Source organism: Enterococcus sp. HY326 (assembly GCF_026157065.1).
GTDB lineage: Bacteria > Bacillota > Bacilli > Lactobacillales > Enterococcaceae > HY326.
Window position 1 is genome coordinate 82,167 of sequence record NZ_JANLGQ010000005.1, and the last position, 21,102, is coordinate 103,268.

19 protein-coding genes are annotated in these 21,102 nt (G+C 41.4%); 4 read left to right on the forward strand and 15 right to left on the reverse strand.

Going from position 1 to position 21,102, the window contains the following annotated elements:
- Nucleotides 1-93: 93 nt before the first annotated feature.
- The 9 genes from ORH16_RS13150 to ORH16_RS13190 form a co-directional block, all read right to left on the reverse strand.
- On the reverse strand, nt 94-678 hold the full coding sequence (locus tag ORH16_RS13150; RefSeq protein ID WP_265459309.1) for a sigma-70 family RNA polymerase sigma factor: 585 nt from the start codon (nt 676-678) through the stop codon (nt 94-96).
- A 372-nt stretch (nt 679-1,050) separates the two neighbouring features.
- Entirely contained in the window at nt 1,051-1,902 is an 852-nt protein-coding gene (locus ORH16_RS13155; protein WP_265459310.1) for a DNA/RNA non-specific endonuclease, read from the reverse strand.
- A 153-nt stretch (nt 1,903-2,055) separates the two neighbouring features.
- Nucleotides 2,056-2,994: an NADP-dependent oxidoreductase gene (locus ORH16_RS13160; RefSeq protein WP_265459311.1), complete on the reverse strand. Its 939-nt coding sequence runs from the start codon at nt 2,992-2,994 to the stop codon at nt 2,056-2,058.
- A gap of 562 nt (nt 2,995-3,556) precedes the next feature.
- Nucleotides 3,557-4,993, reverse strand: coding sequence for a 6-phospho-beta-glucosidase (locus ORH16_RS13165; protein WP_265459312.1), 1,437 nt, complete (start codon nt 4,991-4,993; stop codon nt 3,557-3,559).
- 15 nt (nt 4,994-5,008) lie between these two features.
- The gene (locus tag ORH16_RS13170) at nt 5,009-6,325 is read right to left on the reverse strand and encodes a PTS sugar transporter subunit IIC (protein ID WP_265459313.1); all 1,317 of its coding nucleotides are present in this window, start codon (nt 6,323-6,325) and stop codon (nt 5,009-5,011) included.
- Nucleotides 6,326-6,558: 233 nt separating this feature from the next.
- On the reverse strand, nt 6,559-7,296 hold the full coding sequence (locus ORH16_RS13175; protein WP_265459314.1) for a MurR/RpiR family transcriptional regulator: 738 nt from the start codon (nt 7,294-7,296) through the stop codon (nt 6,559-6,561).
- A gap of 153 nt (nt 7,297-7,449) precedes the next feature.
- Nucleotides 7,450-7,839 carry a hypothetical protein gene (locus tag ORH16_RS13180; RefSeq protein WP_265459315.1) on the reverse strand — a complete coding sequence of 130 codons (390 nt, stop codon included), beginning with the start codon at nt 7,837-7,839 and terminating at the stop codon, nt 7,450-7,452.
- Between the two features lie 161 nt (nt 7,840-8,000).
- Nucleotides 8,001-9,221: a peptidase T gene (gene pepT / locus ORH16_RS13185; RefSeq protein ID WP_265459316.1), complete on the reverse strand. Its 1,221-nt coding sequence runs from the start codon at nt 9,219-9,221 to the stop codon at nt 8,001-8,003.
- A 9-nt stretch (nt 9,222-9,230) separates the two neighbouring features.
- The gene (locus ORH16_RS13190; protein WP_265459317.1) at nt 9,231-10,895 is read right to left on the reverse strand and encodes a peptide ABC transporter substrate-binding protein; all 1,665 of its coding nucleotides are present in this window, start codon (nt 10,893-10,895) and stop codon (nt 9,231-9,233) included.
- 693 nt (nt 10,896-11,588) lie between these two features.
- Here ORH16_RS13190 and ORH16_RS13195 point away from each other — a divergent pair.
- Entirely contained in the window at nt 11,589-11,774 is a 186-nt protein-coding gene (locus ORH16_RS13195; protein WP_265459318.1) for a hypothetical protein, read from the forward strand.
- Nucleotides 11,775-11,874: 100 nt separating this feature from the next.
- Here the strand turns inward: ORH16_RS13195 and ORH16_RS13200 are convergent, their stop codons facing one another.
- The 6 genes from ORH16_RS13200 to acpS all read right to left on the reverse strand — a co-directional run bounded on the left by ORH16_RS13200 (nt 11,875) and on the right by acpS (nt 18,215).
- On the reverse strand, nt 11,875-13,758 hold the full coding sequence (locus ORH16_RS13200) for an ABC transporter ATP-binding protein (protein ID WP_265459319.1): 1,884 nt from the start codon (nt 13,756-13,758) through the stop codon (nt 11,875-11,877).
- Nucleotides 13,748-15,487: an ABC transporter ATP-binding protein gene (locus ORH16_RS13205; protein ID WP_265459320.1), complete on the reverse strand. Its 1,740-nt coding sequence runs from the start codon at nt 15,485-15,487 to the stop codon at nt 13,748-13,750. Before ORH16_RS13205 ends, ORH16_RS13200 begins: the two co-directional genes overlap by 11 nt.
- 379 nt (nt 15,488-15,866) lie before the next feature.
- The gene (locus ORH16_RS13210) at nt 15,867-16,151 is read right to left on the reverse strand and encodes a hypothetical protein (RefSeq protein WP_265459321.1); all 285 of its coding nucleotides are present in this window, start codon (nt 16,149-16,151) and stop codon (nt 15,867-15,869) included.
- A 209-nt stretch (nt 16,152-16,360) separates the two neighbouring features.
- The gene (locus tag ORH16_RS13215) at nt 16,361-16,720 is read right to left on the reverse strand and encodes a type II toxin-antitoxin system PemK/MazF family toxin (protein WP_265459322.1); all 360 of its coding nucleotides are present in this window, start codon (nt 16,718-16,720) and stop codon (nt 16,361-16,363) included.
- A 12-nt stretch (nt 16,721-16,732) separates the two neighbouring features.
- Nucleotides 16,733-17,854 (reverse strand): alanine racemase, encoded by a 1,122-nt coding sequence (gene alr / locus ORH16_RS13220; RefSeq protein ID WP_265459323.1) that lies wholly within the window; start codon nt 17,852-17,854, stop codon nt 16,733-16,735.
- 1 nt (nt 17,855) lies between these two features.
- On the reverse strand, nt 17,856-18,215 hold the full coding sequence (gene acpS, locus ORH16_RS13225) for a holo-ACP synthase (protein ID WP_265459324.1): 360 nt from the start codon (nt 18,213-18,215) through the stop codon (nt 17,856-17,858).
- A 259-nt stretch (nt 18,216-18,474) separates the two neighbouring features.
- Between acpS and ORH16_RS13230 the strand changes: the two genes are divergently transcribed.
- The 3 genes from ORH16_RS13230 to ORH16_RS13240 all read left to right on the forward strand — a co-directional run bounded on the left by ORH16_RS13230 (nt 18,475) and on the right by ORH16_RS13240 (nt 21,030).
- Complete coding sequence (locus ORH16_RS13230) at nt 18,475-19,272, forward strand: DUF2785 domain-containing protein (protein WP_265459325.1); 798 nt, start codon at nt 18,475-18,477, stop codon at nt 19,270-19,272.
- A gap of 177 nt (nt 19,273-19,449) precedes the next feature.
- The gene (locus ORH16_RS13235; protein ID WP_265459326.1) at nt 19,450-19,977 is read left to right on the forward strand and encodes a helix-turn-helix domain-containing protein; all 528 of its coding nucleotides are present in this window, start codon (nt 19,450-19,452) and stop codon (nt 19,975-19,977) included.
- An 87-nt stretch (nt 19,978-20,064) separates the two neighbouring features.
- Nucleotides 20,065-21,030, forward strand: a complete 966-nt coding sequence (locus ORH16_RS13240; RefSeq protein WP_265459327.1) for a S66 family peptidase — start codon at nt 20,065-20,067, stop codon at nt 21,028-21,030.
- Nucleotides 21,031-21,102: the final 72 nt, after the last annotated feature.

Below are 21,102 nucleotides of genomic sequence, written 5' to 3' on the forward strand. Positions count from 1 at the left end.
ATACCATTCTACCTCATTTTCACAAAAAATTCAAGTTTATCATAGGATTTTTTGAAAATCAACTGATTTTTTTCATCAAGTTAAGATTCACATTTATTCTTCACCATTATCACTTAATAAGTGCTGGCATAATTTCTTTTTACCGCGATCAAAGGCGCCTCGAATACAATTTTGCGAGACATTTAATAGCTCTGGCAACTGTTTTAAATCAAATCCCTGCAAAAAATAGCCCATCACCTGCTCCTCCAGTGGTGAAAATAAATTTTCATAACTACTGAGTTTTTCCCGCAGCAATAAATAATTTTCTGCTCCCGGAGTCATGTCATAACGCTCCGCTATTCGATAACGTAGCTCATCGGCATCCAGGGACAGACTTTCATATTGGCCCCGCCGTTTATAGGCCTGTTGTTTTCGCAGCAAAGAACGGATACGATTGCTCATGGCCACTTTAAAATACTGACCGATGGTGGTCCCCCGATTATCATCAAAATGGAAAATTGTTTGAAAGAAAATCATGCGCCCCTCTTGCAACCAATCATCGTGATCCAAATCCCGTAAATAGTACTGCTGCTCCAAATTTAAAACGACTGGCCGGTACTGATCAAAAAGTTTTCCAAAAGCTTCAGAGTCACCTGCTTTTGCCAAACGCAACCATTTAACTAATTCCTCTTCGCTCATTTTGTTGCCCCCCTTGAGTTTTTACAAGGCTATCATAACAGGTCCTTGAAAATTTTTTTGAGAGCTAAACGGGCAGTTTGCAGATTTCCACTCTTTTTTACAAATTTCAATTCCTTGTGACCATTTTTACTGTCTTAATTAAATTTTGCTACAAATGGGTACGCAAAAAAGCTGTGACATTCGTGATACCAGAACCGAAATTCCTAAAACATGATTAGCAAATGCTGCTGAATCGTTGTTGTCTGTGTCTTCTTTGGTCGTAAAAAATTTGACCATAGAAACAACCAGAATTTGATTTAGAATTTCGTCTGTTAATCAGAATAATGTCACAGCCTTTTGGACTGATATTTTTCAAAATAAAATTTTAGAAACTTACTCAGCAACCGTCATACTTCGGTCAATTTTACTGGAACCATCACTGTAGTTAAAAACCACATTGGGCTGCACATTGAATTCATAGACATTGAAATCTAATGTCCCCGCACTGTCCACAGCCTGTAGCCAATATCCCCGGGGCATCAATTCATCGCCACGAAATACCGTGACAATTTGATAGAGCACCCGATTGCCGGAAATTTTTTGAGCCTCTCGAATCTTAGCTTCGAATTTTGTTTGCACCTGCTGATTGGAATAAGCGCTTTGAGTCGCCAAATTTTTCGGATTGTCCTCGCTGCCTTCAGCACCTTCTAAATAATTGCCATCCTCATCTAAATTAAATGAGCTCGTGTAAGCCAATAAATGGCCGCGATTATAAATCGGCTGCCCGTCGACTTCTTTTTGATGCCATCCTGTTGGCTGCCAGACCTGACTGCCACGATTTTCCGAAGAGCCTAAATTCGTTTCATCAATATAGGCTGTAACAAATGTTGTTCTATTCAATTCATCTAAATTTCCATAAACGGCGTGATTCGTTTGCCAATCTGCAATATTTAGACTCGCTTGATTGTCATTGACCGTCACCACAGCCTCATCACCGCTAGCAAAATCCAAAGCCGCCAGCTCATCATAGGTTGCCTGATTGTAAGGCAAGGTCCCAGTGTTGCCGCCATTGTCGGTTATCTGGCTATTTCCCGCTGTTAAATTACCTAGAATAGTTGTGGCATCATCACCATTCAGCCAGCTCTCCGCTAATTCTGGCAGCGCCTGACTACCCCCGAACATCAATCCAAGAACAACCACGACACCAGCAATAATTTTTTTATTCATATTCTTTTTTTTACTCATCCAAGCCCCTCATTCACAAAAATTTCTTCCTTTGAAATCATACCAATTTTAATTTTTTTTGCAAATGGAACTAGCCATTTCTCAGTTGTGCAGCAAAAAAATCTAATCAATCGTATCCACCGTGACGGATTCGATTGATTAGACTCTGCATTTTTACTTCTTAACAATCAATTTCCCAGCTGAAGGATGCCCTTCAATTCGTTCGTGGGCTTCAATTACTGATGCCAAAGTAAAAGGAAATACTTCGGCAATATTAATTTTCAGCTGTTCCTTTTCGAAATTTTTAACTAGCGTTGCAAAAGCTTCTTGGTCACTATAGTCTCGATTAGGACCGTAGTGATGATATTCTACATTTGGTTTGCGAAACTCTACAGGTGGTAGCACATTTAAAACGACATAATCCGCCCCATACTTAGCGATGTCCATTCCCGCTTCGTAGTCCCGACTACCTTTAGTCGCATCAATCACGACGTCTCCTTGATTTTCAAAAATCTGACCAACATTTTCCTTGTCATAGGCAGCAAAACTATCTGCCCCCAAGCTGCGAACATAGTTTTCATTCTTGCTTGAAGCTGAAGCCAGCACACGATTGCCATTTGCCTTAGCTAATTGAACCAATAAGGAGCCCACGCCACCAGATGCTCCCAAAACAACAATCGTTTGGTCAGGCATAATGGATAACAGGCTAAATAGTAAATGATAAGCAGTTATCCCGGTCGTTGGCAGCCCAGCCGCTTCGCTCCAGCTCATATTTTCAGGCTTGCGATACACTTTGTTGCCGGGAACCACAATTTCTTCGCCGTAAGTCCCGCCGACTGCATGAACAATTACTTCATCCCCAACTGTGACGTTGGTAACGTCACTGCCGACTTCAATCACCGTTCCAGCGCCGTCATTGCCGAGAACATAAGGAAATTTCACAGGTCGAGCGTCTTTCATTTTCCCCTGACGAAGACCAACATCATAGGGATTAATTCCGAAAGCTTGTAACGTTACTCGTACATGTTTGGGAGACATTTCCCGCGGCTCAGCAGCTACTTCAATAAAAACTTTTTCTGGATCACCATAATCCTTGATAGCAAAACGTTTCATAAACAATCACCTTCCTCAAAATAAGTGTACTCTTTAATAAAAAGTTTTCCAAATAAGTTAGATTTTTAGTTGTTATGCAGCTGGTGTTGCTGAGGCCTGGTTAATGTTATTAGAATTTTTTTCTGAAAACAAAATAGAACCCGCCAGCGGGGACTGGCGGGTTTAGGATACTAGTTCAACTTCCATCAACTCTTATACAATTTTCCGCTTCGCTCTTAGTTGAACTTATACGGCCCGTTTGTACCTAAGAAAAACTTTTCTAAGGACAAAAAGGGAGCCCATCGGCGGGGACCGCTGGGCTAGGAGTAAAAAATGAAAAAGTGTTTTATTGGGTTTGTTTTATTGGGATGAGTTAATATTAACCGGAAATTGTGAAGATTTTGTGTTTGCTGCTTAGCCTTTCTAAGAAGATTTTGTAAGAAAGTCTAAACTTGCGACCTTTTAGCCTACACGGACTAGAAAAAGTTCCTTAAATTCAATCATTTAGTGATTTTAACAAACTAAAAAAACAATCCTTCAGCCGTGTGACTAAAGGATTGTTTTTAACTAGTTTTTGAATTGTTTAGCCTAAATCTTCGCCATTACTTTCGATGACTTGATGATACCAGTCGAAGGATTTTTTCTTGCTGCGGGCTAAGGTGCCATTTCCCTCATTATCTTTATCTACATAGATAAATCCATAACGTTTTTTCATTTCACCGGTGCCAGCAGAAACTAAATCAATAAAGCCCCACGGCGTATAACCCATCAAATCAATACCATCATACTCTACAGCATCCTTCATTGCGGCGATGTGGGCCCGCAAATAGTCAATCCGATAATCATCTTCTACACGGTGAGAAGCTGCATCAATTTCATCGATGGCGCCAAATCCATTTTCAACAATAAATAATGGTTTTTCGTAGCGTTCATTGAACCAGTTCATGGAATAACGCAAGCCCAGCGGATCAATTTGCCAACCCCAGTCAGAGGCCTCCACAAACGGATTGCGAACTAAATCTTTGGCTTCGTCGTAATCGAAGGCCGGTGCACCATCTTGGTCGGCAACTGCAAATGACATGTAGTAGCTAAAACCGATATAATCGACTGTGCCCGCTTTTAGTAACTCAAAATCTTCATTTGTGCGGTCCAGTTGGAAATTTTTCCGTTCAAAATATTTTTCAATAAAACTTGGATAGGCACCTTTACAATGCACATCCGTGAACCAATAGCGTCGTTGCATCGCCACAGTTGCCGCCATCATATCAGCAGGCTTGCTGGAGGCCGGATAAATCGGCACCATCGCAATCATACAACCAATTTGAAAATCGGGATTAATCTGATGGCCGATTGCCACCGCTTGAGCACTGGCCACTAGCTCATAATGGGCCGCTTGGTACATGATTTTTTCCCGGTCTTCCCCGGCTTCATATTTCAAACCAGAATTGGTAAACGGGGCAAAATCTTCATTGAAGTTTGCTTGATTATTAATTTCGTTAAAAGTCATCCAGAATTTCACTTTATCTTTGTAACGGGTGAAAACTGTTTCGGCAAATTTTGCAAAGAAGTCAACGACTTTGCGATTGCGCCAGCCGCCATATTCTGTCACCAAATAATAAGGCATTTCAAAATGCGACAAAGTAATCACTGGTTCAATTCCATATTTCAGACATTCATCAAATAAATCATCGTAAAACTGTAAGCCAGCTTCATTGGGCTCCGCTTCATCCCCCTTTGGAAAAATCCGTGTCCAAGCGATGGAAGTCCGGAAACATTTCAAACCTAATTCAGCAAATAATTTCACGTCATCTTTGTAGTGATGATAAAAATCAATCGCTTCATGATTGGGATAATTTTCTCCCGGCAGCACGCCATCCGTAATTTTGCGGGGAACGCCATGGGCTCCAGCCGTCATCACATCGGCAACACTAACTCCTTTGCCGCCTGCTTGCCAACCGCCCTCTAATTGATGGGCGGCAACTGCACCGCCCCATAGAAAATCTTTTTTTAAAATTGTCATTCTTATAACCACTTTCTAGCCTTGTTCGACTGCTGCTAATTCGTCCATGCCGTTTTCTTGGGCGTAATTCATAGAATCTACTTTTCTGATAAACGGCAAGTAGATAAAGAAACCAAGTGTTAATACAAAAGCTTGCAACAATGCTGCTTGCCAGCCCCCGATTAAGAAACCAGAAATAATTGGTGGTGTTGTCCATGGCACTTGTACGGCCGTAAACAGCGGCACAAGTCCGGTATAAAGGGCGAAGTATGTGACAACTCCAGAAACAACTGGTGTCAAGATAAACGGAATAGCCATAATTGGATTCATTACAATTGGTGTTGCAAAAATAATTGGTTCATTGATGTTAAAGAAAGCCGGGCCAATTGATAAACGACCTAATTGCTTAAATTGTGCAGACCGTGCTAAAAATACCATGTAAACGACAATCCCGATTGTCATACCAGCACCAGTCACTGTCATAAATTGATCTAAAAACTGTTGTGTTACGATATGACCGCCGTTTGCAACTGTTAATTCAAGTCCAGATTCTTTGATTGCAGTGTTTTCTAAAGAGTTCGCTTGTAAAATTGGGCCCATAATCCCGCCGACAATCGTGGAGCCATGGACTCCGAAGAACCATAAAAATGGTACCAAAAAACCTAGCATCAATGCGCCACCTAAACTATCAGTCACACCCTGCATTGGGCTTTGAATCACATCATAAATCCATTGTACCATTGTAGTGTCCATCAAAGCATCAAATAAAATGTAAACAAACATCGCAAAAGTAATTAAAACCGCTGCAGGAATCAAAGCAGTGAATGAGTTCGCAACATTTTCAGGAACTTGTTCAGGTAATTTAATCCGTACATCGCGTTTCAAGAACCAAGAATAACCCCAACCAACGAATAGACCAACTAAAATGGCACTAATCATTCCTTGACCGCCAGTCCAAGTTTTATCAATGACATTGGCAATCGTTACACCAGATTCTGCATCTGTCACGCTTGAACGCATAGTCAAAAGGAAAATAACTAAACCAATCATCCCAGCTGGCAATCCTTCGAAGCCTTCTGTCTTCACATAGGAATAGGCTATTCCCATTACAGCAAATAACGCCATAATTGCAAAAGATGCGCCATATGCTTGATTGAAATAATCCGCCCAGCCTTGATTAGTTATAAATTCAGAAACAGCTGGCACTGGGAAATTTGCCAAAAGTAAAAATACAGATCCGACAATCGTAAATGGCATGGTGTAAAGCATCCCGTTACGTAAAGCTGTAATCGCTTTCGTATTAACGAATTTTAAAACCGGTGGTAATATTTTTTCATTAATAAAAGTATTCATCGTTTTTGCTCTTTAAAAATATTTTCTAAAAAAAATAAGTGCTTACCTCTCAGTTAAAGCCAGTCTTACGTCCCACCTTCCCAATCAGTATTTAAGTTTAAAATAATATCTGATTGCATTTAATCATAATAAACCACAGGATGTAACCCTTTTCATTCATTAAAGAACCGGATACTATAACAATAAAAAAAATCCCACTACGGAACAGCTTGTTCCATAGCGGGCGACGACGCTTATAAGTGATCTGTTAACAATTCTGCGATAAACATGGCTGGTAGCTGTGTAGAAAAATCAATATGTAGGACATTCCGCTTAGCATTTTGAATAGTGTAGTCAATTACATAATCACATAGTTTGGCGACTGGACTGTTCCGATTTTTAGTTATGCAGCAGATAAAAACCTCCTGCCGCAACTCGATGCTGGCAATCCGTTCCAAAATTTCTTGGGTTTCACCAGAGGAAGTAAATACTAGCAGTACATTTTTTTGGTTGCGGTGAAAGTGGCTATTAATTGGATAAATAAAATCCTTAATCCCAATCGCATTAAAGCCTTGGTTCAGCATTTTTCGGGCAGTGTATTCCGCAATGCTGCCAGATTGACCAATTCCAAAACACAGAGTAATGTCTGCCTGTCTTAAAATATTGGTGACCTTCTCAATTTGATAAGCTAAATCCTGATTAAAATTATCCCGCTTTAATATCTGAAAATGGTGGTCAATATTGTCATTGATTCCCTCTTGCGCCTCAGCTAATTTCAATTTTTGCTTATAGGACAAGCGGAATTCAGTAAATGATTCGTAACCAATTTTGTTGATAAACCGAAAGACGGAGGTCGCCGATGTATGGGAATTCTCTGCAATATCCCGCACCCGCATATAAGGAATTTTTTCAGGGTTGTTGACAATATACCGATAGATTTCCTGTTCAACATTGGAAAGATCTGATATATCCAGATTTTCAAAATAGCTCATCCACTTCACCTCTAAACTTATTTCTAGCCTAATTTTAGCATAATCATGGAGAACTTTATAAATATTGACGGTGACTTGCGCAAAAATTTTCCTATGATTGACAGGAAAATAAAAAGGCTTAGCACAAATTAGCTGCCAAAGCCTCAACATTTTTTAAATATCAATGAAACGGGAATCGAGTTTTGTCCCAGAAACAAGAAAATCCTCTGAAGTTAAGGAAAACTCCTCTGCCACCGCCTGAAAAAGCTCTTGCTTTGAAATAAGCGTTTTGACACGATACAACACACTGCCATAATCGGTCCAACGGGCTACTTCCAAAAGTTTCGGATGGTCGGCTACTTCTGGTTTCTTCTCGTTAAAGACTACCATAAAGTCGTGGAAGTATTTTCCTTTTGGTGCTGGCTCAAAAGATAGTGCCAGAGTCGCTGCAGAAAAAAATTTCAGCGGTTCATTTTCGAATTCCGAATAGGTCCGGCCATAGACAAAATACAGCGTTGAATCATCTTCACTATAATTGGCATACTCATCAAACAATTCACACATGAGATACTCCTCCTTTGCTAACCTTTAGCCCTTCAAGACAAACTATTTAGTTAGTATAAAATTATTATATCACCAACTCTTATCCATGTCATACAAACCAAAACGGCTAAAGGACAATCCCTTCAGCCGTTTCTTCTTTTATCATCTCAAGTTCATTTCTTTTATTCCAGCCCCGCCAACCGCACAATCTCAATCAGCGTGTCCCGAGCTTTTTCCATGGCCTCCAAAGTGATAAATTCATATTGTCCGTGGAAGTTTTCGCCACCGGTAAAAATATTCGGCGTAGGGATGCCCTTCATGGAAATTTTTGAGCCATCTGTGCCGCCACGAAAAGGGGTAATTTTTGGTTCGATGCCGAGATTTTTCATAGCGGCAATCGGTAGCTCTTTTGAAAGCGGCGCTTGGTCGATGACTTGGCGCATATTGTAATATTGGTCAAACATATGGTACGTAATTCGTGGGCGTTCAAAGCGCTGATTGATTGCAGCGATAATTGTTTCAATCCGTATTTTTCGTTCGTTAAATTTGTCCATATCGTGGTCTCTGATGATATAGCTCAACTTGGCTTCGCTGATGGTGCCTGATAACTCGTGGAGCAAATAGAATCCTTCGTAACCACGAGTTTCCTCTGGCACCTCATCGGCTGGCAAAGCATTGTCAATTTCTTTGGCCAATTTTAAAGCATTGACCATCATGTGATAGGCCGTGCCGGGATGGACGCTTGTCCCGGCTATAGTAATTTCAATTTTGGCAGCATTAAATGTTTCGTATTCAAAATGCCCTACTCGGCCGCTATCAATCGTGTAAGCGAAGGCCACCGGAAAATCTTCAGCAATAAAACGATCCGCCCCACGACCGATTTCTTCATCGGGACCAAAGGCCACCCAGATGTCGCCTCTTTCAATTTCCGGATGGGCCAGATAATAGCGGAGCAAAGCTAAAATTTCTGCGATGCCAGCTTTATCATCGGCGCCTAATAAGGTCAAGCCGTTGGTGGTAATCAGGGTTTCTCCAACATAATCTTTTAAATTGGGAAATTCAGCGACCTCCATCACCAGCTGCTCTTTAGCATTTAACAAAACATCTTGGCCGTCATAATTTTTAAAAATCTGCGGCTGATTATTTTCAGCATTGTAATCGGCGGTGTCGACGTGGGCGATAAATCCGATAGCCAGTTTCTCGCTATTACCGGCAAGTTTGCCGATAACAAAACTGTTCGCTTCGTTGTAAGCAACATTTTCTAAACCCATTCCATTAAGGCACTCTTCTAACAATTTTGCTAAGACAATTTGACCACTGGTTGTGGGAATGGTTGTTGAGCTTTCATCCGAACGGGTGTTGATTTTGACAAATTCGATAAAATCATTTAGTAACTCACTCATAATTCCACCTTACTCCGTTAAATAAGCTTCACGGAAATTGTAGTAGTCGCCATAGCTGTGATAAATCACATTTTGCAAATTAGGATTAACTAAATAATTGGCAGCACTTTGGTACAATGGCACCTGTGCAGCATCTTCAGCTAATAAAATTTCCTCAGCTGCCTGATAGTCGGTAAACATGGCATCAATGTCATTGGCATCAGTCGTGTTGGCTTGCTCGACTAAGGCTGAATACTCCTCATTCTCATAGCCGCCATAATTATAAGATGAGCCGCTGCGGTATAAGTTGAAATAAGAATTCAAATCGTTACTGCCGGCAATCCAGCCAGATAAAGACATTTCATAATTGCCATCTCTGCGGGACTGGTTTAAATTATTTGAAGGCTGCTGGTCAATTGTCACTGTTAATCCTTCTAAGTTGTCCTGCAATTGCGCTTGAATATATTCCGCAATTCGTTTGCCGTTATCAGAATCATTAGCTAACAGTGATAGGGAAATGCTGTCGCCTAGTTCACTGGTGGCCTGCTCCCACTCTTCAGCCGCTGCATCAAGATCATACACATTGTACTCACCGCTGTAAGCGCGGAAATCTTCGCCAGTATTTTCATTGGTGTATAAATTGGCTGGAATCAAACCATTTAAAACAGTAGACCCATCGGCCAAGACATTGTTGACTAAGCCTTCTTTATCAATCGCCAGGGCAATCGCTTTACGCAAATGGGCATTGGCTAAAGCATCATTGGTGGTTTTATTAAAATCTAGGAAATAATTTGAAATTTCCTGTTGGTTGACCAGGGCTTCGCTGTCTTGGAATTGTTGAACGAATTGACCGCTGATGCGGGTTAAATCCAACTCGCCGGTATCAAACATATTGATGCCGGTATTTTCTTCAACAATCGTTGAGCCTTCGACTGTTGCCAGTTGGACTACATCCGCATCATAATACTCTGGATTTTTTGTCAACGTCCATGTATTAGAAACTTGACTCCAGTTTTCTAAAATAAACGGTCCGCTGTAAATCATATTCTCACTAGAAGAAGCATAATCGTCCCCTAAAGCTTCCACATACTCTTCGTTTTGCGGGGCTAACCAAGCAATCGAAATCACTGAAAGAAATGACGACTGGGGATTGGCTAGTGTCACTTCAAACGTTTGGTCATCTGGCGCAGCTAAGCCGATTGAATCGACATCAGCATTTCCTTGTCTCGCATCCGCACTGTTCACCACACTGTCTAACCAATAAGCATTTGGTGCAGCTGTTTCCGGTGTGACTAATTTTTTCCACGCATACATAAAATCATTGGATGTAATCGGCGTCCCATCGCTCCAATGAATATCATCCCGCAGATGGAAGGTGTAAACTAAACCATCATCGCTAATATCAACAGATTCTGCCAAACCAGGCACTGGCGTACTGGTTTCATCCAAGCGATACAAGCCTTCAAAAATTTGTTGGGCGACGGTGAAGGTCACTTTATCAGTTGTCTGAGTGGTGTCCAACGTTGACAATTGGGCCGGCAAGCTGACATCAATAGCTTGTTCTGTAGCCATTTGTGTGCTGGACGATGATGCTGCCTGCGAAGAATCATTCGTTGCGTTACTGTCGCTAGAACAACCCGCTAAAAGCAGCGCTGTTAAGCCAATTATTCCCGTTACTTTAAAAAACTTATTCATTCTTTTTCCCCCTGATTGCTGTAATAAAAATAAAAAATCCCTTCGCTCGTTTTGAGTAGCGAAAGGACGTATTAACGAAACGTGGTACCACCTTAATTCAAAAGCTTAAAAGCTTTCCTCACCAAATGAAATTGGTTTTTGATAACGGAAATTTTCCGAAACTGTCTGAGACAATTTTCTTCCAAGCCCATCCTTCATCCTTTCCGTAGGGCTGACTTTCACCCTCACCAGACCTCGCTATACTACTTCCCAGATTACTTCTGCTCTTCAATAGAATTTTATTAATTTTTAATGAGTGTACTTTAATAATTATCCCTTGTCAATGAAATTATTTTAATTTTCAGAAATTAATTTTTTTGAGAGAAGAGGGAGCCTGATTAAAAAAGTTCAGATAATTTTGATAGCTTTGAAGGTGTTTGTTGTGCGTGGATAGGGAAATAGCTTGAAAAATTTTGACCTCTAGAAAATAAAAACTAGGCTCGTCGCTAAAAATTTTAAACAGGACAAGCAATTTATTCTGCGGAAATTGCTAGTGCATATTCTTTGCGCCAGCAACATCATTTCCCACTATCGCCAAAATCCAATTTTAAACTTTGCATAGTTGCTTTTAGCTAGCGCTTTAGTCTGCTATGCTTGTTATGATACAATCATAGACATCCGAGCTATGAACTATAGAGAAGAAGGAAACAACGCATGAATAAAAAAAATTGGTTAAACATTATCACCTTGATTGTCTGCTTAATTTATCTGGCAAATATCTTTTTAGGCTTTATTAGCGATCCAAGATTGCGGATGGCATTATTGGTGGTCGCTTTATTATTATTTCTATTAAGACGTCGAGATTTTGCGGAATTATTTCAAAACTTGAAAAAAAAATAGCAAAAAAATCCCTGAGAATCTAGCGGCATGTAACGACACCAAAAATAGTTTTTGATGTCGTTACAGCAAACAACGCTGTGGTTCTCAGGGATTACTTTATTTAATCTAGCTCAACCTTACCGGTGTAAAGTTGATAATACATACCTTTTTCAGCTAATAGGGAGTCGTGGTCGCCCCGTTCAATAATGCGGCCGTGATCCATCACCATAATAACGCTGGAATTTTGAATCGTTGACAAGCGGTGGGCGATAACAAAAACGGTCCGCCCCTCCATTAATTTATCCATCCCCTCTTGAACAATGCGTTCAGTCCGGGTATCAATACTAGAGGTCGCTTCATCTAAAATCATCACCGGCGGATCAGCAATCGCCGCCCGGGCAATCGCCAATAATTGCCGCTGTCCTTGCGACAGTCCTTCACCGTCACCAGTAATCACCGTTTCATAGCCGTTCGGCAGATGTCGGATGAACCAATCGGCATTAGCTAATTTCGCCGCCTCCACCACCTCATCATCGGTGGCATTTAATTTTCCATAGCGAATATTTTCATGGATAGTTCCCGTAAATAAATGCGTGTCCTGCAACACAATTCCTAGAGAACGCCGCAGGGAATGCTTTTTAATTTTTTGAATATTGATGCCATCGTAACGAATTTTACCGTCTTGAATGTCGTAAAAACGATTGATTAAGTTAGTAATCGTCGTTTTTCCGGCACCAGTTGCGCCGACAAAGGCGACTTTTTGACCAGGCTCGGCGTAGAGATTGATATCGTGGAGCACCATTTTATTCGGCTCATAACCAAAGTCAACATCTTCAAAGACAACGTCGCCGGTTAATTTAGTGTAGGTCACATGGCCGTCATCGTGGGGATGTTTCCAAGCCCAGATGCCTGTCCGGTCGACGGACTCGCTTAAAACGCCATTGGTTTCAGTGGCGTTGACTAAAGTCACATAACCATCATCAGATTCCGGTTCTTCATCTAATAATTCGAAAATCCGTTCCGCACCGGCTAAAGCCATGATAACAAAATTAATTTGTTGCGAAATTTGTGAGATTGGGCCGTTCAGTGAGCGGCTCAACTGTAAGAATGAAGCAATCATCCCGACTGATAAGATAGAAACACCATAAACTGATAACAAGCCACCAATAATCGCAACCAAAACATATTGAATGTTCAATAGGTTCATCATAATTGGCATCAGCTGATTGGCATTGGCATTAGCTTTGGTCGCACTACTTTGCAGCTCATCATTCAAGACATCAAAATCATCGATTACTTTTTCTTCATGATTAAAAATTTTCACGACCTTTTGACCGTGCATCATTTCTTCAATGTAGCCATTAACCTGACCTAAGTCCCGCTGTTGCGCCCCGAAATATTTACCGCTGCGATTTGCGACAAAGCGAATCACAAAAAACATCAGGCTAACAGAAAAGATAACGAAAATAGTAAGCGGAATACTCAGGCTGAGCATCGCAATAAAGACCGCCACAAAGGTAACCATCGCTAAAAGCAGGCTGGGAATACTTTGGGAAATCATTTGGCGTAAGGTATCGGTATCATTCGTAAAATGACTCATGATATTACCGTCAGAATTAGTATCAAAATAGCGAATTGGCAAACTTTCCAGATGCTCAAACATCTGGTCGCGGATTTTTTTCTGAGTGCCTTCACTGATGGTCACCATCATCAGGTTATAAATCAACCCGGCGACAATCCCCACCACGTAAATTCCCGCCATCATCATAACAGCCTTCAGCAAGCCGCTGAAATCAGGATTGCTGCTGCCAATCATTGGCGTGATGTATTGGTCAATGACCGTTTGCAAAAACAAGGAACCCCGCACGTTAGCAAAGGCGCTGAGCAAAATTAAAATTAAGACGAAAAGCAAACGAAAACGATAAAGACGAAACATGGTTAACAGTAAACGACCCAAAGTTTTTCCAGGATTGTGGCCGGTTGGACGTTGATTTTTATTCTTCATTTTGACCAAATCCTTTCGTTTGAGATTCGTTGACTTCTTGATAAATTTGATTGCTTTGTAGCAATTCATCATGGGTGCCGATGCCGTTGATTTCACCATTTTCCATGACGATAATCCGGTCAGCATCTTGAATAGAAGAAATCCGTTGTCCAATAATAAACGTTGTCGTACCTGGAATTTCTTTTTTCAAGCCTTCCCGAATGCTACGGTCGGTTTTAGTATCCACCGCACTGGTTGAATCATCCATGATTAAAATTTTTGGTTTTTTCAACAAGGCTCTGGCGATACACAGACGCTGACGCTGACCACCGGACACATTCGTTCCCCCTTGGGAAATCATCGTGTCGTATTTGTCAGGAAACTCATCAATAAAACTATCGGCTTGAGCGATTTGACAGACGCGAATAATGTCTTCATCGGTTGCGTTAGGATTTCCCCAGCGCAGATTATCTTTGATGGTGCCGGAGAAGAGCACATTATTTTGCAGCACCATACTCACCTCATCCCGCAACGTTTCCAAATCATAGTTGCGGACGTCAACACCGCCAACTTCAACTTCTCCCTCGGTGACATCATACAAACGGGGAATCAGCTGCACCAAAGTTGACTTAGCACTCCCAGTTCCTCCGATAATACCGATAAATTCACCGGACTTCACCGATAAGTTGGTCGGTTCTAACGCCAATTTATTTTTATCATCGGCATAGCTGAAGGCGACATTTTTAAAAATTACACTACCATCTGGAACAGTAGTAATCGGGTTGGCAATATTTTTTAAATCACTTTCTTCATTTAAAACTTCGACGACCCGACCGGCAGAAGTCCGGGCGGTAATCACCATCACAAACACCATTGACAGCATATTTAAGCTCATCAAAATTTGCATCGTGTAGGTGAACATACTAACTAATTCACCCGTAGTTAAAGAAGTTTGTTCAACAATTAAGCGGGCACCCAACCACGAAAGCAAAAGCATACAAGCGTATACACAAGTTTGCAGCACTGGCATATTGAAGGCGACAATTCGCTGCGCCTTCGAGAAGGTTTTGAAGATATCCGTCGACACTCGGCCGAATTTTCCTTCTTCATAGTCCTCCCGCACATAAGATTTTACAACACGAATGCCCTGCAGATTTTCCTGCACAACATTGTTCAACCGGTCATAAATTTTGAAGACCCGTTGAAAAACTGGGAAAGCGAAGTGGATAATAATCCCTAGACCAATTGCCAACACAGGCACCACGCCTAAGAAAATCATTGAGAGCTGGCTGTTAATTGAAAAGGCCATAATCAATGAAAAGATTAACATCAAAGGACTGCGGACTAAAATGCGGATAATCATTTGATAGGCATTTTGGACGTTGGTGATGTCGGTAGTCAGACGTGTGACTAAACTTGAGCTGGAGAAGCGATCAATGTTTGAAAAAGAGAAGGTCTGAATGCGGGCGAACATGTTGCGGCGCAGGTTGCGGGCAAAGCCGGCTGAGGCCACTGCCGCATAGCGACCAGACATGGCGCCAAAGAATAATGACACAAGGGCACAGAGGAATAAAGCAATTCCCAAACGAATAATTTCTTGACTGTCTTGACCTTCAATTCCCCGGTCAATTAAGCGAGCCATTAACAATGGAATAATAATATCCAAAATGACTTCGCCGGTTACGAATAATGGCGTGATGATGCTTTGCTTTTTATACTCGCCAATATTTTCCATGAGCTTTTTAATCATTAATTTTTTTCCTTTCCTAATATTGTCGTGGCATAACTCGCAAAAATTGCTGATATTTTCTGAATAGTCAGTTATTTCTGCCAGTCATGGGAAGAGTTCTTTAAACATCTTAGCGGAATTTGAAAGAAAAATCTAACATTTCCCACTAGTTTTTCAAAAAAAGACTGCTGTGATACAAGGGAAGACAGATATAATTTCCTCCAATAATATTCAGCAAATGTTACTTAATTTTTGAGAAGTGCGGCACAGCCTTACCAGACCGCAGAGGCACAGGTATTTTTTAGCTCGCCGACCGACTGAACCACAGTAACAAAACCAAGATGATTCAGATAGTATTACATCTGTAAAAAGAATTATATTCAGAATCAAAATCCCCTTTTTACAAAGGGTCAAAGGTAATCACCTTGTCATCAGCCACCGTCAAGGTTACCCGCATTGGCGGTTGAACGCTTGGAAATAAATTAGGTGAGATTTCGTAATGGGTTTCTTGGTCACGGATTTGAAAAACAATTCGATATTTCCCTTGGGAGTCGCTGTATTTCTCAATAATCAACCCGTTTAAAACTTGCCGTGGATGCTTTACATTGCGGATGGCTCGCCTGACAGCTCGAGCGACAAAAAATAAAAAAATAATTAGTACGACAATCAAAAAAAGATAATTCATGCTTTCTTCACCTCCATCATATCCAGCACTACTGTGAAAAGAAAAAGACTGCCACACAAGTTTCAAAATAAAAGTCCCTCTAATAAGTCTCACAAGCAGTTTCATTTAAAACCGCCTGCTTTGGCCTGCGCCAAACAACTTTTTTTTGGTCTTTTATTTTGATAATCCTTGTATCACAATCTCCTATGTACGAAACAAACTATGTATTCTTAACCGGATTTCGTTAACGCCTCGACACCGACACTCACCAACAAGGCTTGGTTAACATCCTCCATCGCCCGCCGATCCAAGCGGCAAACTTTTTCCCGCAGTCGGCTTTTATCAATCGTGCGGATTTGCTCCAGCAAAATAATCGAATTTTTTTCGATACCGCTGATTTTCGCATCAATCTGTATATGGGTCGGCAGCTTGGGCTTGGCCAGCTTGGCGGTGATGGCCGCCACGATAATCGTCGGACTGAAATAATTACCTAAATTATTTTGAATCACTAACACCGGGCGAATGCCGCCTTGCTCTGAACCCACCACAGGCGAGAGATCGGCATAAAAAATATCCCCTCTTTTAACCATTATTTTTCCCCCTTATTTTCGGTACTCCCTCGGAACCCGATCAGAAATTGTACAAGCAACTTCATAATGAATGGTTCCTAAATAATCGGCCACCTCCTGCATCGTAATGGTTTCCCCGCCATTTTTGCCAATCAATGTCACCTTTGTCCCCACAGAAAATTCTTGCGGCAAACGTATCATTAACTGGTCCATGCAAATTCGACCTACTATTTCACAATATGACCCTTCAACCAAAAGGGCAAAGCCTTGCATTTTTCTTAGCCAGCCATCCGCATAACCGATTGGTACCGTGCCAATCCATTCCGCCTGCTGGCTCGTATAAGTTGCGCCGTAGCTGATATGTGTTCCCGCTGGCACTCGTTTCACCTGTACCAATTCAGAAACTAATTCAAAAGCTGGTTGTAATTTTTCTTCAAGAGCCAATTCGCCTCCAGAAGGATTTAAACCGTACATGGCCACGCCATAGCGGACCAAATTACCAATTTGATTTGGATGCCATAAAGTTGTTGCGCTGTTGTTGATATGTATGTAACGTGGCAGCTCAGCTAAGCTTGCCAAAAATGCATTGAAAATATCCCGCTGCTCCAGCCAGTAAGTATCATCTTCGGTATCAGCTTTTGCAAAATGGGTAAAAATACCTTCCCATTCCATATTAACACGGGTTGATATTTTTTCAACTGCCATCTGCAAATCAGCCGTGTTCAAAAAACCAATTCGGCCCATGCCAGTATCAATTTTTAAATGGATTTTTAGTTTTCCCGAGGTGACTATCGTCGCCAGCTCTCGTTCAAATTTTGCCAAATCAGCGAGGGTTGCGATAGTGATAGATAAATCATATTCTAAAATTATTTTTGTATAGCGGGCATCGGTAACGCCTAAAATTAAAATCGGCTGGGTAAAACCCGCCTGCCGCAAATCAATTCCTTCATCAATCGTTGCCACACAAAAACCCGTTGCACCGCCGGCAATCGCCGCATGGGCAACAGCGTGGGCGCCGTGACCATAACCGTCGGCCTTGACAACTGCGAACAATTCGCTGGTGCCGGTTAATTTTTTGACCGCACTAGCGACATTTGTAGTAATCGCTGCTGTATCAATCACTGCCTTGGTGGGGCGATGATAAGACGTAATCACATCAATTTCCTTCTTCCTCTAACAAAATCTGGGCAATCGCCACAGTGTCTGTATGGGTAATCGTCACAAAAGTTTTACCCTGATGAGGAGATTGTGTGACTACAGGCGCACCTAATTCATTGGAGAGCACTTCGATTTCTTGGATGGCCACTTTGCCAATGCCTGTTCCCCACGCTTTTGCAAAAGCCTCTTTACAAGCAAAGCGCCCCGCTAAATATTCAACTTGGCGATGCGAACTCAGCTTGTTATATTGCTCCAGCTCTTTTTCGGTTAACACTTTAGTAGCAAACCGTGGTTTATTGGCAATAATTTCCTCCATGCGGCGCAACTCCACCGCATCTATACCAATCCCTTTAATCATAACCTCAATCTCTTTTCCTATCAGAATGCATTCATTTTATCAAAAACTTGGTAAAAAGCCTATCGCCAAGCGCTTGATTAAGCATTTCTTTAGATAACATTTTTGTTAGCTCGATCAAAAATTTTCTGCCGAAAAAATTTACCCCGCCAAATAAAAATTGGCTATAATAGCAGTATACCTGATATTTTCCTCAAAAATAAATTATTTTTTGAGAATTTTGCAAAATGTTATTCAATAAAAGAAAAGAGTTGATAAATAAATGGAAGCAATTTTAAAAGAAAAACTGCAACAGACGACACTCGCCTTTTCCAATCAAGAAACTACTTGGCTCATGGAAAATATCGGCCATCCTGATGGTCAAACCCGTGATGGAATTGTCTACTTGCTATTAGCTCGCGGGCTGGGAGAAAATGCTTTTACAAAAGAGCAGTTTCATTTTTTAACTCAGCAAACTATTGAACAAGATTTAATTTTTTATCACATAAACGAAGGGCTGCCAGCGACGGTCACCCGCACTTTTGCAGCCTTGTTGAATGGCATGCTATTAGACTCTGACAATCGAAAAGATTCCCGCTATCATCAGCTTTTGACAAATCAAGAACGAGATTATTTTTTCCAACGGGCGCTAGCCTATTTAAATGAAGAACAAGATTTTACCGGTCATTCAGAGTCCTACGGGTGGGTCCATGGATTTGCCCACGGTGCAGATTTTTTACTTTATGCTCTCTTGCATCAAGATTTCCCAGAGGAATTGAAGCCAGAAGTCTTCTCAACCATCGCCCGAGTTTTCCTCAGGCTCCCTGAAGCCTTTATCGCCGGAGAAGAACGACGCTTAGCAACAGTCATCTATCAAGCTATTCAAAATGGTGTGCTGAGTGCCGAAGCGACAGCCGCTTGGATTGACCAGCTAGAATTTCCTTTAGTTGAATTGGTGGATTTCCAACGACTAGCAGCTTTTGAAAATTTTCTAGCGGCCATTTATTTTCATCTGATAGCCTCCCAGCAATTAGCTGAAGGCCTGCGACACAGCCTGATGAATTATTTGAAGGATTACTAAAAGAGAATTGAGTTTTATCGGAAAGCTTTGATAGTGTCAAAAACGAGACAAAACTTAACCAAAAATTTTGTCAAAATCCTTTGACAAGCTGATTCTGTCAAGCTTTTTTGGCAGAAAGTTCCTCGACCTTCTTCTACAATTAAAGTCAGGAAACTGACAAACACAAAGGAGCGCTACATGGACATCAATCAGAAATTGCAGGCTCAAAGAAAACAATTAGGTTATACCCAAGAAGCAATTGCAGAAAAACTGCAGGTCTCCCGACAGACCATTTCTAACTGGGAGACTGGTAAAAGCCTGCCAGATATTTATAGTCTAGTGGCCTTGAGTGATTTGTATCAGCTTTCTTTAGATGACTTAATCAAAGGAGATTTGAAGATGCAAAAAAAATTAAGCCGTGACACCAAAAGTTTTGAAAACTGGTTTGTCACCGGCAGCTTTATCGTTACCGGGCTCACTCTTTTTCTGGCAAATTTTGCGACGCATTTAGACTTGCGGATTAGAGTTATTTTGCTAATTGCCCAACTGCTCTTTGGTATTTATTACGCTTACCGCTGCCTTCCTTGGTTAAAAGAACGTCAGTTGGAAAAGCAAACTCAATACCAAACCACTGACAAAGTTATCGGCGGTTCAGAAGTCCTCTTTGGTGTGACTCTTTTTGAAGTTTTGGTTTCCCTCGTTGTCGGCATTTTGACTTTAGTCTAGTAAATCAAAAAAAATCATGGCTGACAGCTGTCTTTTTGCTATACTGAAACAGGACTTTGCAAATGAAAAAGAAACGGGGACCTCCACTTGAATATCGGTTTTTACTCGCCAGCGACACCCATCACTGCTCTTGCGCCTCAGCGCTTTGAACGAGCGCAAGCATTTTTTGCTTCTAAAGGCCATACTTTGGTGGCGGGCCGTTTGACCGGCCAGCAGGATTTTTATCGCTCCGGCAGCATTAAAGAGCGGGCCGCAGAATTAAACGAGCTGATTCACAATGATGACTTAGATATGATTATTTCAACGATTGGCGGAACGAATTCAAATTCTCTGCTGCCTTATCTTGATTTTAAATACTTAAAAAATCATCCGAAAATTATCGTCGGCTATTCCGATGCAACAGCTTTTTTGTTAGCTGTTCGCAGCTTGGCACCAACCTGCCGAGTGTTATATGGTCCGGCTTTAGTCGCTTCCTTCGGTGAATTTCCACCGTTGGCAGAGGAGACATGGGATTATTTAGAAAAAATAATTTGTACGGGAAAAAATGCCGCCATCACGCTGACTGCTCCAGAGCTGTGGACCGAGGATCAAAAAAATTGGGAAACTTATCAAGCACCGTTAACCATGCAGAAAAATCAGTGGGGCTTTACTGAAGCTCCCAAGCTAGAGGGGCGAATTGTCGGTGGCAATTTAAATACCATGTACGGCTTTCTCGCTTCCAAATTTTTCCCTAAAATTACCCCTAATAGCTTACTTTTTATTGAAGATGCGGAAAAGGACGCTGCTACAGTCGAGAAAAATTTTGCCATGCTGAAGGCGGCTGGTGTTTTTGAAATGGTCAAAGGCATTATCTTAGGCAAGCATGCTAACTATGACGACTTAGGTAGTGGCAGACAACCGATTGATATTTTATTGGAGGTTTTGAATGGCAATCCTCTACCGGTCATCTACGAATATGATAGCTGCCATACCCGCCCGATGATGACCACTCCGATTGGCGCCTATGCCCATTTTGATGCGGAAGCAATGAAGGTTAGTTTTTCAGATTTTTAAATTTAAAAAGAATAATCCTGTCAATTTAAGTGAGCCTGACTGACTTAAATTGACAGTTTTTTTATTGATTTT

What these genes read in the sequence shown, in the direction of transcription:
- ORH16_RS13205 (WP_265459320.1), bottom strand. Translation starts at nt 15,487, where the DNA reads ATGATTAAAAAGCTCATGGAAAATATTGGCGAGTATAAAAAGCAAAGC.
- ORH16_RS13170 (WP_265459313.1), bottom strand. Translation starts at nt 6,325, where the DNA reads ATGAATACTTTTATTAATGAAAAAATATTACCACCGGTTTTAAAATTC.
- ORH16_RS13175 (WP_265459314.1), bottom strand. Translation starts at nt 7,296, where the DNA reads ATGAGCTATTTTGAAAATCTGGATATATCAGATCTTTCCAATGTTGAA.
- ORH16_RS13190 (WP_265459317.1), bottom strand. Translation starts at nt 10,895, where the DNA reads ATGAATAAGTTTTTTAAAGTAACGGGAATAATTGGCTTAACAGCGCTG.
- ORH16_RS13210 (WP_265459321.1), bottom strand. Translation starts at nt 16,151, where the DNA reads ATGAATTATCTTTTTTTGATTGTCGTACTAATTATTTTTTTATTTTTT.
- ORH16_RS13230 (WP_265459325.1), top strand. Translation starts at nt 18,475, where the DNA reads ATGGAAGCAATTTTAAAAGAAAAACTGCAACAGACGACACTCGCCTTT.
- ORH16_RS13195 (WP_265459318.1), top strand. Translation starts at nt 11,589, where the DNA reads ATGAATAAAAAAAATTGGTTAAACATTATCACCTTGATTGTCTGCTTA.
- pepT (WP_265459316.1), bottom strand. Translation starts at nt 9,221, where the DNA reads ATGAGTGAGTTACTAAATGATTTTATCGAATTTGTCAAAATCAACACC.
- ORH16_RS13215 (WP_265459322.1), bottom strand. Translation starts at nt 16,720, where the DNA reads ATGGTTAAAAGAGGGGATATTTTTTATGCCGATCTCTCGCCTGTGGTG.
- ORH16_RS13155 (WP_265459310.1), bottom strand. Translation starts at nt 1,902, where the DNA reads ATGAGTAAAAAAAAGAATATGAATAAAAAAATTATTGCTGGTGTCGTG.
- ORH16_RS13180 (WP_265459315.1), bottom strand. Translation starts at nt 7,839, where the DNA reads ATGTGTGAATTGTTTGATGAGTATGCCAATTATAGTGAAGATGATTCA.
- acpS (WP_265459324.1), bottom strand. Translation starts at nt 18,215, where the DNA reads ATGATTAAAGGGATTGGTATAGATGCGGTGGAGTTGCGCCGCATGGAG.
- ORH16_RS13200 (WP_265459319.1), bottom strand. Translation starts at nt 13,758, where the DNA reads ATGAAGAATAAAAATCAACGTCCAACCGGCCACAATCCTGGAAAAACT.
- ORH16_RS13160 (WP_265459311.1), bottom strand. Translation starts at nt 2,994, where the DNA reads ATGAAACGTTTTGCTATCAAGGATTATGGTGATCCAGAAAAAGTTTTT.
- ORH16_RS13165 (WP_265459312.1), bottom strand. Translation starts at nt 4,993, where the DNA reads ATGACAATTTTAAAAAAAGATTTTCTATGGGGCGGTGCAGTTGCCGCC.
- ORH16_RS13150 (WP_265459309.1), bottom strand. Translation starts at nt 678, where the DNA reads ATGAGCGAAGAGGAATTAGTTAAATGGTTGCGTTTGGCAAAAGCAGGT.
- ORH16_RS13235 (WP_265459326.1), top strand. Translation starts at nt 19,450, where the DNA reads ATGGACATCAATCAGAAATTGCAGGCTCAAAGAAAACAATTAGGTTAT.